Source organism: Brachyspira pilosicoli, assembly GCF_019402445.1.
In the GTDB taxonomy this organism is placed as follows: Bacteria; Spirochaetota; Brachyspiria; order Brachyspirales; family Brachyspiraceae; genus Brachyspira; species Brachyspira pilosicoli_B.
In genome coordinates this window covers 1-12,906 of sequence record NZ_SRZM01000129.1, presented here as the reverse complement: position 1 = coordinate 12,906, position 12,906 = coordinate 1, and the positions used below count along the sequence as shown (strand labels likewise).

Annotated in this window: 8 protein-coding genes and 2 pseudogenes; 4 read left to right on the top strand and 6 right to left on the bottom strand. The window is 28.3% G+C overall.

Annotated features, from left to right (window positions below):
• Positions 1 to 841: pseudogene (locus E6A48_RS05175) on the bottom strand (methyl-accepting chemotaxis protein); the annotation flags it as partial.
• A gap of 261 nt (positions 842 to 1,102) precedes the next feature.
• Between E6A48_RS05175 and E6A48_RS05170 the strand changes: the two are divergent.
• A complete protein-coding gene (locus tag E6A48_RS05170; RefSeq protein ID WP_219709012.1) occupies positions 1,103 to 3,757 on the top strand; it encodes a valine--tRNA ligase in 2,655 nt (884 codons plus the stop codon).
• Between the two features lie 498 nt (positions 3,758 to 4,255).
• On the opposite strand, the gene E6A48_RS05165 is transcribed toward E6A48_RS05170, so the two are convergent.
• From E6A48_RS05165 to E6A48_RS05145, 5 genes are all read right to left on the bottom strand, one after another.
• Positions 4,256 to 5,152 carry a class I SAM-dependent methyltransferase gene (locus E6A48_RS05165; protein WP_219709011.1) on the bottom strand — a complete coding sequence of 299 codons (897 nt, stop codon included), beginning with the start codon at positions 5,150 to 5,152 and terminating at the stop codon, positions 4,256 to 4,258.
• Entirely contained in the window at positions 5,152 to 6,639 is a 1,488-nt protein-coding gene (nusA, locus tag E6A48_RS05160; RefSeq protein ID WP_219709009.1) for a transcription termination factor NusA, read from the bottom strand. Before nusA ends, E6A48_RS05165 begins: the two co-directional genes overlap by 1 nt.
• A 28-nt stretch (positions 6,640 to 6,667) precedes the next feature.
• Positions 6,668 to 7,213 (bottom strand): ribosome assembly cofactor RimP, encoded by a 546-nt coding sequence (locus tag E6A48_RS05155; protein ID WP_219709007.1) that lies wholly within the window; start codon positions 7,211 to 7,213, stop codon positions 6,668 to 6,670.
• 150 nt (positions 7,214 to 7,363) lie between these two features.
• On the bottom strand, positions 7,364 to 8,302 hold the full coding sequence (gene trxB, locus E6A48_RS05150) for a thioredoxin-disulfide reductase (RefSeq protein WP_219709005.1): 939 nt from the start codon (positions 8,300 to 8,302) through the stop codon (positions 7,364 to 7,366).
• 85 nt (positions 8,303 to 8,387) lie between these two features.
• Entirely contained in the window at positions 8,388 to 9,851 is a 1,464-nt protein-coding gene (locus tag E6A48_RS05145) for an AlbA family DNA-binding domain-containing protein (protein ID WP_219709004.1), read from the bottom strand.
• A gap of 165 nt (positions 9,852 to 10,016) precedes the next feature.
• On the opposite strand from E6A48_RS05145, the gene E6A48_RS05140 reads away from it, so the two are divergent.
• From E6A48_RS05140 to E6A48_RS05130, 3 genes and pseudogenes are all read left to right on the top strand, one after another.
• Positions 10,017 to 11,531, top strand: coding sequence for a DUF4026 domain-containing protein (locus E6A48_RS05140; RefSeq protein ID WP_219709002.1), 1,515 nt, complete (start codon positions 10,017 to 10,019; stop codon positions 11,529 to 11,531).
• A 74-nt stretch (positions 11,532 to 11,605) separates the two neighbouring features.
• Entirely contained in the window at positions 11,606 to 11,923 is a 318-nt protein-coding gene (locus E6A48_RS05135) for a hypothetical protein (protein ID WP_219709000.1), read from the top strand.
• 2 nt (positions 11,924 to 11,925) lie between these two features.
• Positions 11,926 to 12,906: pseudogene (locus E6A48_RS05130) on the top strand (hypothetical protein); the annotation flags it as partial.

Sequence of the window (12,906 nt, the reverse complement as noted above, 5' to 3'; positions counted from 1 at the left end):
TAATAATAGCATCTTGAGCTTTAATAGACTCTAAATCATAATATTTTGAATCAGATTTTTTATAAACACTATTAATAAAATTTACAATATAACCATAAACTGAAAAAACATTAAAAATCATATAAACTAGAGAAAACCTTGAAAAAGAAAAAGCTGGGAGCAACAAATAATTGCTAGAATATTTTGAATAAGTAGAAATTCCATTAAAATCATCAAAAAATGCTAATGATATCATAGATACTAATATTAATGTACCTATATTTACTTTATATATTTTATTAACAAATATTTCATAAAGTAACATACATATGATTATTACACTATAAACTGAAAAGATAAAATCCCTAAAAATATATATAGGTCCTATTGCTCCTCTTATTTTTACACTATTAGCAGCAGAACTATTTAATGTAGTAATTACTTCTGTTGTAGATACAAATAATTGTGAATATATTAAAGCAATAACTAATATTACCATAAATAAAAATATAGCAACACTTTCTGCTCTATCTAGAAAAGAGTGCAATTTATCATTCAGTTTTAAAGTAGTTCTTACATATCTAATCCAAGGAAGTATAGTTAATGATATAGCTATTTGTTCTATTTTATACATTAATAGAGATAATTTTACATTTTGTATAGATAACGAAACTATTATATTTATTGTTTCTGAAAGCGTAAAAATAAAACATAATATAGAAAGAAACAATGCTATTAACTGAGTTTCTTCATATAATTTGAAAAATATATAAAAATGCACTATTATAGCAACAAATGCTATAACAGCTGCTATTGTAGATACACCTAATTCTATAATGACGCTATGAAAAAAATAGTTCATAATTTACAAAACCTTAATTACTTTATTATATACTATAAACAAATATATTTAAACTATACTAAATTATATATAAAGTATCCTTTATATCATCGGCATTATAGCTGTAACTATTTATTATAACAAATTATTTTTTATTTCTAAATTTGATTGATAATGCCAGTAAATAATATACAAATTAGAATTGAAAAATATTATATATAGTATAAAATAAAATATCAATTTTTAAGATTATTATATTGATTTATTGGAGGAAAAAAGAATATGAAACATACTTTAGAAGGGCCATATACCCCTAAGAACATTGAAGACAAATTATATAATTATTGGAAAACTAGCGGATTTTTCCATGCAGTTATGGATAAAAATAAAGAACCATATTCTATAGTCATACCTCCTCCAAATGTTACAGGCGTACTTCATATGGGACATGGACTCAATAATACGCTTCAAGATATACTTATAAGATTCCATAGAATGCTTGGAAAATGTACTTTGTGGATGCCTGGTACGGACCATGCTGGTATTGCCACTCAAAACGTTGTTGAAAGAAGATTAAAAGCTGAAGGTAAAAATAAACATGATTTAGGAAGAGAGGCTTTTGTTAAAAAAACTTGGGAAGTAGCTAATGAACATCATTCTATTATAGTAAAGCAATTAGAGAAAATAGGCTGCTCATGCGATTGGGAGAGAGAGAGATTTACTCTTGATGAAGGTTTAAGCAATGCTGTTAGAGAGGTATTCGTTGAACTTTATAATCAGGGTTTAATATATAGAGGAAAATATCTTATTAACTATTGCCCAAGCTGCGGTACTGCTTTAGCTAATGATGAAGTAGAGCATGAAGAAGTTGCTGGTGCTTTATATCATGTTAAATACCAAATAGAAGGAAAAGATGAATATATTGAGATAGCTACTACAAGACCTGAAACAATTTTGGCAGACGTTGCTATTGCTGTTCACCCAGATGATGAAAGATATGCTCATCTTACAGAACAAGATGTTTTAATACTTCCTATTGTAGGCAGAAAATTAAGACTTGTAAAAGATACTTATGTTGATAAAGAGTTTGGTACAGGAGCTTTAAAAATTACTCCAGCACATGACCCTAATGACTTTGCTATAGCTCAAAGACATAATTTAGAAATAATAAATATACTTAATGCAGACGGTACATTTAATGAAAACACTCCAGCTAATTATCAAGGTAAAACAGTTAAAGAGGCAAGAGATTTAATTATAAAAGAGCTTGAAGAGATAGGTGCATTCGTTGGAAAAGATAATATTAAACACCAAGTAGGACATTGTTATAGATGTCATAATGTTGTAGAGCCATATTATAGCGACCAGTGGTTTGTAAAAATGAAGCCTTTAGCAGAAAAAGCTTACAAGGCTGTTAATGACGGCAATACAAAAATATATCCTGAAAGATGGATTAACACTTACAATCACTGGATGACTGATATAAGAGATTGGTGTATAAGCAGACAATTATGGTGGGGACATAGGATTCCTGTTTGGTATTGTGATGATTGCAGCGAGATGATGGTTTCAAAAACTGACATCACGGAATGCAGTAAGTGTAAAAGCAAAAATATTCATCAAGATGAAGATGTGCTTGATACTTGGTTTTCTTCTTGGTTATGGCCTTTCTCTACTTTCGGATGGCCTCAAGTTAATGAAGAATTAAAATATTTCTACCCTACTACTGCACTTGTTACAGGTTATGATATATTATTCTTCTGGGTTGCAAGAATGATTATGGCTGGTACTCATTTTATGAATGACGTGCCTTTTAAAGATGTTTATCTTAATGGGCTTATAAGAGATAAAATCGGAAGAAAAATGTCTAAGAGTTTAGGAAACGGTATTGACCCTATAGAAATCATAGATGAGCATGGAGCTGATGCTTTTAGATTTACTTTATCATTTATAACTTCATTAGGCGGACAGGATATTTGGCTTGACAGAGAACTTTTCAAAATGGGTGGAAAGTTTGCTAATAAAATATACAACAGTGCTAAATATATTTTTGGTAATATTGATGATAATGCAAATATAAAAGATTTAGATACTTACACTCTTGAAAATAAAGACAAATGGATATTATCAAGACTTCAGAAAGCTATTGAATCAACTACTCAGAAACTAAAAGAGTATAGATTCGATGAGGCTTCTCAGACAATTTATAAATTCTATTGGAATGAGTTTTGTGATTGGTATATAGAGATAAGTAAATTCGATTTAAAAGACGAAAGCAAGAAAGAAAAAACTATTGCTGTTCTTTTATATGTACTTGAAGAATCAATGGCTATGATTCACCCATTTATGCCATTCATAACAGAAGAAATTTATTCTAATTTACCAAAACATAATATTGATTCAAAAGCATTGATGATTAGAGAATATCCTAAAGCTAATAATAAATACATATTTGAAGATATAGAAAAAGATTTTAATTTAATTCAAGACATAGTATCTGGAATAAGAAATTCTCGCTCATCATTTAATTTGCCTCCAAACAAAAAACTTGATGTAATAATTCGCTACAGTTCTGATTATTTCAAAAATACTTCAGAAAGCTATAAAGATATTATATCAGCACTTTCACTTACAGAGTCATTGAATATAGTTTCTTCAAAAGAGAGTGAAAGAAACAAGGGATCATTTGTTAAAGTATTTGAAGGCGGTGAAATCAATGTTAATCTTGTTGGCATAATAGATTTAGAAGCAGAGAAGAAGAGATTAGAAAAAGAAGCAGCAGGCTACAAAAAAGATTTGGAAGCTGTAAACAAAAAACTTTCTAATGAAAACTTTATGAGTAAAGCTAAACAAGAAGCAATAGACACAGAAAACAGAAAGAAAAAAGAGTTTGAAGATAAATTAAAAGGTATAGAGGAAGTTTTGGCTTCTTTATAATTTTTAATAATTAAATAGTATTTTATAATTAGGGTTTTATCAACGTGAATAGTATATGTATGGTAAAACCCTATTTTTATATTTTATACATATATATTAAATATAGGATATACCTAAACAACTATATTTTGTCAAAAATAATTTTTTTAAATTTTAAATATCTTCAACTTTTTCCCGCCTTCGCTCTGCGGACTTCGTCAAAGTTGCAAAAAGTGCATATATCATAATCAATATTTTATAAATATGTATAAAATATATCATAAAACCTAAATTTTAGCTACACGCTGTGGACTTCGTAAAATGCAGTCTTTTTGGTTCTTTTGGTCATACCACAAGGGCACTTCCTTCGGTCGCCCTGAAGGACTTCCTACGGTCGCAAAAAGAACTGGGGGCGTGTACCCTAAGGGCACGCTTCGCAGGGTGCAAAGCCACCACAAATAAAAACTTAAAAACTATATTTTGACAAACTTAAAAATTCTCAGTATATATTTTTTTATTTTATATTTTTGCTATTACTCTGATATTCTCTCCATAAGACCATTTATTAGCTTTATTCTTATAATTAATAAAAGTTGCATTAGGAACAATTAAAGTTTTTAGAGCAAATAAAGAAAAGTTAAAATAATTACTAAAATTAGGAAAAGAGCCTTCTAATAGGCTTATTCTTAAATTTTCATTATCTATGCTAATATTATAATTATTATATTCACTTCTTATTATTTTTAAATCAGCATATTTTACAAATTTAAGCAAATTATCCATATTAAAATTGACAATATGCTCTGTATTAAGATACCTCATAAGCATATTGTAAGAACATTCATTAGGCATAGGAGAATTAGGAACTTCTATATATATAAAGCCATCTTCTTTAAGCATACTTTTTATTTTTATTAATATTTCTTTAGGCTCTCTAAAATGCTCTATTACATGCGAAAGTATTATAATGTCGTATTTAGATTTACTTTCTAAAAAGTTTTCTTTCAAATCAATATCATATTTTTTTTTAGCATATACTCTTGCATCATCATTAAGTTCATAACCAAAAACATTATTATTATTTTTTTTAAATAAACTTAATAATAAACCGTCAAAAGCGCCAATCTCGCATATATCTTTGTTTTTCAAATCTATAGTTTGTTTTATAAAATTAAATTGAGATAAACTTCTAGCATAACGCATCTTGCTTTTAGCTATCTCAAATAATTTATTTTTTATATTATTATGATATTCATTTTTGTATAATGAGTTAATCTCTTCATCGGTTGGAGAATCTATAAAGTATAAAGAACATTCATCACATTGATAAACGTCTTTATACTCTTTCCAAATATTTTTAATTTCCCCAATTTTTTTATAATGATTGGAAGAACAAACTTTGCAAGTGTTTGCCATTATTCAAAAGAAAGCTCAATGCCGCATTTAGGACATTTAGTCATATCCTCAGTAATGCTAGAACCGCAGTTAGGGCATTCATAAACTTCTATCTCTTCAACAACCTCTTCTGCAATTCCTTCGTAGTTCTCATCACTCTCTTCTACAACACTTACAACTTCTTTAAGAATATTTATAATGTTATTAACAGTTTCTTCATCAAGATTAGTCTTTTCTATAATAGTATTAGCGTCCATTCCATAAAGCTCTTCTATAGAATTAATACCGCCGTCAATAAGTGTTTTTATTACATTTTTATCTATATCAGTTAATGAATATAAATTGCTTACTGCTGCCTCTTGAGTATCTTCTGTATCAGCTACAGCCTCTTCATTTTCAACATTCTCTTCAACATTTTCAGCAAATATTTGATTTAAAGGAACTATGTCTTTTAATAATTCAGGATTTTCTTTAATATCAGTTTCTGTTTTAAGGTCAAAAGTATAACCAGTAAGCTGAGAAGCTAATTTAACATTATATCCACTTCTTCCCAAAGCAAGAGATAATTGGTCATCAGGTATAATAATCATAGCCTCTTTTTTATCAGGATCTGTAATAATTATTCTAGTAGGTTTAGCAGGTGCAATTGCCTCTGCAATATACTCTCTAATATCTTTAGACCATTTTACAACATCAATCTTTTCACCTTCAATCTCTTTTATAATAGCCTGTATCCTTATACCCTTCTGTCCAATACAAGCTCCTATTGGATCAACTTCAGGCTTGTTTGATACTACTGCTATTTTTATTTTTAATCCAGGCTGTCTTACAACATTTTTTATCTCTATAGTGCCGTCAGCAATCTCTGGAATCTCTAATTCAAATAATTTCTTAATAAAGTCTGCTTTAGTTCTAGTTAAATATATAGTAGGGTGTCCTGACCTGTCATTTTCTACCTTATATATATATGCTCTTATTCTATCACCTGCAGCATAATGTTCTCTTGGAGATAAGTCCTTTTTTAGTAAAACCCCCTCAGTCTTACCTAAATTCACATATATATTTCCTCTGTTTTCTCTTTGGAAATATCCATTTACTAATTGATTTTCTCTTCTTTTGAATTCATTATATATAATATTTTTTTCAAGCTCAGAAATCTTTTGAAAGAAAGTAGTTTTCGCAGCAGTACTCTCTATTCTTCCAAAATCACCAACATGATCAACTAATATTAAAACCTCATCGCCTAAATTAATATCACTATCAAGTTTTTTAGCCTCTTCTAAAGATATCTCTTTTCTGTCGTCTTTTACCTCTTCAACAACATTAACTCCTCTATATACTGTAGGGTTATTATTATTATCAAAATTAATATGGAAGTTTACATTATCTCCATATTTCTTTTTTAACGCCAAAATCATAACAGATTCTACAACCTCTTTAAGCAAATCAATACTTATATCTTTTTCTTCAGATAGCATTTGTAAATAAGTACCAACATTTTCAAACATAGTTTTAATTCTCCATTTTTGTTTTTTACTAGCAATTTAATCTAGTTTTTATAATATTAGATTTTAATATCTTTATATCAATGTTATCATCATTTGTTATAATAATATAATCATCTTTGGCTTCTTTTAATATAGCCGTAGTAGTAATATAATTATCAGCATCTACTTTGTATTTAATCTTTATAGGCATATCCTCAAAAAGCTCATAATTATCATCAAACTTCCATCTAAACCCCGCAGAAGATACTGTAATAGTATAATCACCCTCATCATAACCATTACTTTTTATCACTTCTTGAATTACTCTTGTAGCTTCAATACAATGATTATGCGAAACACTCTCTTTCTTCTTAAATATAACAGCATAAACTTTTTTATTATCCTTAACAGCAAGTACTTTTAAATCTAATAAATAAATATTATGCTTTTCTATTAACTTTTTGGCATTTTCAAAAAGTAACTCTTGGTCTATTACTTTAACTTCATCTTTTTTAACAGGCTTAACTTTTTTCTTTTTAGCATCTCTGCCGTATTCTTTTTGCCTTTGCGGTCTTCTATTGTTTTTTTCGCTCATAATACCATACTACTATTATTAATTGTTAACAAAAAAAGAGGGTTAGTTTTTCCCTTTTGGGAGATAAACCAACACTCTTTTATTAAAGTCCTATTGATTATAAAATTAATTCTATATCAATAAATATTTTTGTCAAGCAATTTTTAAAAATTAAAGATGAGATAAATACTCAGTAACTCTTACAGCTGCCACTGCTCCCTCACCCACAGCATTAGCAACTTGTCTTACAGGCTTAAATACAGAATCTCCGCAAGCAAAAACTCCATCTATATTAGTAGCCATAGTAGACATATCAACTATAATGTGTCCGCTCTCTTTCATAGCAATACCAGTATCTTTTAATATGCTGGTAGCAGGCTCTTGACCAACAAATACAAATACGCCGTCTACAGCTTGTTCATGTATAGAATTGTCTAATACATTTTTAATTTTTATATTAGTAACTTTTCCATCTCCGCAAATCTCATCTATCACACTGTCTAATACATATTCTACTTTGCCAGTATTAGTTAAATGTTCTATATTGATAGCATCAGCTCTAAACTCTTTTCTTCTATGAACTAAATATATCTTATTAACAAATCTAGTAAGGAAATAAGCCTCATCAAAAGCACTGTTTCCGCCTCCAACTACAGCAACAGTTTTGTTTCTGTAAAAAGCACCATCACAAGTAGCACAGTATGAAACACCCTTTCCAGCAAAATCTGCTTCGCCTTTAGTGCCTAATTTCTTAGAAAATCCGCCCATAGCAAGTATTATTGTTTTAGTTTGATAAGTTTTTCCATCTGCAGTATGAATAGTTTTCACTTTATCTTTAATATTTTCTATTTTTGTTACCTCATCATAAACTATAGGGTTTTTAGAAAATTTTTCAGCATGTCTTTGCATTCTATCAACAAGTTCAAAAGAAGTCATCTCCTCTGGAAAACCTAAATAATTTTCAACAGTATCAGTACTCATCATTTGTCCGCCAATACCTTTCTTCTCTATAAGTAAAGAATTAGTTAAAGCTCTTCCCAAATAAAGCAAAGCTGAAAGACCAGCAGGACCTCCGCCTATAACAATAGAATCATATATATTATTTGACATAATAGAACTCCTTTTTTATTAGTAATTATTATTATATCGTATTTTTTTAAATTAGTCAAACATTTTGTTATAGTATTATAACTTTTTATAGCTTTTTGAAATGCTTATTTATATAGGCTATTATTTCGCTTGTGTTTGCTATTTCTCTAGATGAATTGCCTACCCTAATAAAGAATTTTTCCTCTTTAAGACCTTGTTTATTGGTAATTTTACTATATACAGGCTCTCTGCTTTTGCTTATATAAACAATACATATATCCTTTCCTTCTTCTTCAACAAAATCTATCCTAATATTTTCAGCAGAAAAAGCATTACCATAATAGGTTTCAACCAAAGTTCTAAGATGAAGCTCAAAGAAATCTTTATTAGGCTGTTTTAAAGTAGAATAATCATGGTCAAGCCCTATAATTTCTCCGTCATTAGTGATTCCTATAAATAGCCTTCCTCCTTCTGTGTTAGCAAATGCTGCAATGGATTTCATTATCACTTCTTCTAAAGACTTATTTATCTTTTCTGTATTGCTGTCATATCTTAAAGTAGACTTAAACTCTATATTTGTACTTTCACCCTCTTTAATAATGTTTTTAATATTCATATGATTGTTTCTCAAATCTTCTATTATCCTTACATAATGAACAGAGAACATTACTATGAGCCCTATTGTAAGAAGTACAAATATAACAAAGAAAAGTATTATAGGTATTTGTATTTTATTTATTAAAGACTTTTCTGGAATTATTATTCCTATTTCAACTTTATTTTCTGATACGCTAAAATTACCCTTATATCCCCAATAATGCTTATTATTATAAATTACTTTAGCTATATCTTCATTTTCATTCTTTTGAAACTCATAATTAAGCATATCCGCTATTTCAACAAAATCCATAGGGTTTTCATTAGTATTAGACAAAGATACAGGGAAAATTATTCTGCTGTTTCCAGTAACCAAATAGGCATATATATTATTCATATTTTTGATATCTAAATTATCAAACTTCACATTAAACTCTGAAATATATTCAAAAGCAACATTCTCGCTTGCAATATAAATTAAATGTATATAAGGCTTGCCGTCTTTTACATAAAATGAGTCTATACTAAGCTGCTCCATTGGTATTGCGGAGTATTTTTGCATATTATTCGTGGCAATAGTACCTTGAACCTTATATCCATTGCCAGATTTAGTAATAGACATATAACTGTCTCCAAATTGCATAGCCGCTTTTTCTATAAAAGTATGCTTTGGAAAGAAATTAGTTATCAAAACTTTATAAACATCTGGAGCCTGATTGATTATATCAAATATAGGTGTCATTTGCATAGAAAAATAGTAGGTTGGATAATATATTTTTGAATATTCCTCTACTACACTGTTTTTTACATCTTGAAAAAGTGATTTAAAAAGAAATTTTACAGGCACTGGGCTTCGCATTTGGAAATATACAAACCCTGCTACTGATAAAAATAGAAATACTAACAGCACATCTCTAAGTATCTTATTACGTAATTCAGATTTTGAGATAAATCTCCCAGATATTATTTTCATGCCATATCCATAGTACCTATTTTTATTCTTTTTTTATATAATAACATAATATAATTATAATATCAACCTGTAAAGAAAAAATAAAAATAATAATATTTTCATAAATTGCAAAAAAATATTTTTTATTTTATCATATATTAATTATTTTTAAGAGGTTAATAAAGTATGGATTATAATGAAAAACTATATAATGTATTTTCAAACAAGGAACATAGATTAGAATCTTGGATGGCAGCTGTATTTTCTAAAGAATATGACCATAATGTAACTATAGATGAGCTTAAAGAAATTTTAGCAGAGGAAAATAGCTTTATAGTTACAGAATTAAAAGAGGTAGAAAAAGAGAACTATATAAGAGAAAACTCAAAATGGGAAGTAATATTAAAAGCAGAATATGTAGAAGATTATGAATGTGAAGACTGTGATGATGAATGCGATAGCGATTGCTCTTGCGAAGGACATGAATGCTCACATAATCATGAAGAAGACCATCAATGCTCATGCGGACATCACCATGAAGAAGACCATCAATGTTCTTGTAGCCATGGAGAAAATCATCAATGCTCTTGCGAAGAACATGATGATGAAGTAAAACAAAATGATGAACTAACCTTCTACATTGCATTAATAGATGCAAAAACTGTAACAGAAAATGTACCTGAAATATTCTCAGTTAATACAATAAAAGAAGAAAATTATAAAGAGGCATTAGAAGTAAATTATGCAATACATATATCAACAGTATTTCAAAATTACCCTCTTACTGATTATCAAAGACAGTTACAATTATTAAACAGCATAGTAGCAGATGCTTCATTATTTTTAGATATGTCTTGTTCTACTGCACGTTCTGGAGATTGGCTTGCATACACAGCAACTTTTTCTCTTTTGCCTTCACTAGACTATCTCTACACTATTCATGCTATATATGATGATGATAAAGACCCAAACAAAGTAGAATATTGGTTTCATACGCATGGATTATATAGAGCTGGCGTAATAGAATTAGAAATAGTTGGCGTTGAAGATTCTAATGCTTATTATGGAGAATTATTAAACACTGTAGCAAAACTATTTATAGAGAGAGGAGTTCCTGAAAAAGGCTTTAAATTTACTCCTGCTTATGGCGTTAGTGTTTGCTGGCTTCCTTGGCAAGAGGCTTTAGAAAAACTTAATATTGACAAAGATTTTTCTGGAAGCTATAAAGACAGAAATGATAATATACATAATACTCCTTCTGGTGTATTAGTAGCTATAGATGAAAAAGGAAATTATCATACTATGGACTACTATAAAGATAAACTTACAGATAATCCTATTTTTATGCTTAGCAATTTTGAAACTGCTATAATGAGAGAAGCTGCTTTTGATAAGATTGAATACTTTATAGAGTTATTAACAAAGAAAAAGAAAGATGAAGATACTTCGTTTTTAGTAAAATTAGGTTATGCTAGAGAAGATGAAGACCCTAATGATTTAGAGCATTTATGGTTTGAAGTTCATGATTTTACAGATGACGGATATTTTGATGCTACATTAATAAATGAGCCTTATAAAGATTTGAATATGCATGAGGGAGATAGAGGAATGCATAGTATAGAAAATCTTACAGATTGGATAATATACTATAAATCTGTACATTATGATTCAAAAAATATATATTTATTATTTGAAGATTAAATTTATAATTTCTTGACGTTATATAGAAATAATGATATCATTAATAATATAAAATATAGTTTATTATTTATATAATGAAAGAAAAAATTATTTGTCTATCTTTTATTTTATTGGTTTTTTTATTTGGTATTATAATTAATACTTTTTATAATAATAATACTAATATTAAAAAATATATAAAAGTAACTATGAAAGGTGCTGTAAGACATTCGGGAGTGTATTTTTGTGAATATGGTTCTTCTTTTGCTAAAGTAATTGAAACAGCTGGAGGAATCACAGAAAGAGGATATTTGCCTGAAGGATTAGATTACAATATGCCTATTACAAATGATATAACTATAAACATACCAACTAAGTATTATAGCATTAAAAAAAATACTGAAGGGAGATAAAATTGAAATTAAATAATTCAAATATTTTTGATGATAATAACGATATATCTCTCGATGAATATGATATAGATTCTCTTATAGATAAAAATATAGAAATTAATGAAAACAATTTCCCTACTGTATCTATAGGTACTGAATCACCAACTATACATAGTTCTATAATAGATGATAGTATAATATCTACTACAGATGAAAATATAACAACAGAAAATAATAATCAAGAAGCAACTGTAGAAGCATACACAGAAGAAGAAAATAAAATATATAATGAGATAGAAAATAATATTGGAATATCTGAAGATGATTTGAATATTATAGATGATGTTGATGATTTTAATTTGGAGAGTCATTTTCAAAATTCAAATAATAATAATGAAACTGTAGAGGCATACACAGAGGAAGAAAATCGAGCATATAATGAAATAGAGAGCAATATCGGAATATCTGAAGATGATTTGAATACTATAAGTGATGTTGATGATTTTAATTTAGAGAGTTTCTTTGCTAATAGTGCTTCTAGTATAGAAGATACAGCAGAAAATGTTTCAAATAATAATGAAGATATTATAAACATAGATGAAGTTTCTGAAGATAGTACAAATGATGTTAATAATGAAACTGTAGAGGCATACACAGAAGAAGAAAATCGAGCATATAATGAAATAGAGAGCAATGTTGGAATATCTGAAAATGATTTGAATGCTATAAGTGATGTTGATGATTTTAATTTGGAGAGTTTTTTTGCTAATAGTACTCCTATTATAGAAGATGCATCAGATAATAGCACTGAAGAGATTATTAATGAAGAAGTTGTTAATATTGATGAAAGCTCTGAAAATAATGATAATTTAGAAAATGATGACAGTACAATAGAAAGTGCTGAAGAAAATAATGATAACATAGTAGCTGATAATGCAAACATTACTGAAGAAAATGATAGTACTTTTGAAACTACTGTTAATGATGAAATCAATAATGCTTTA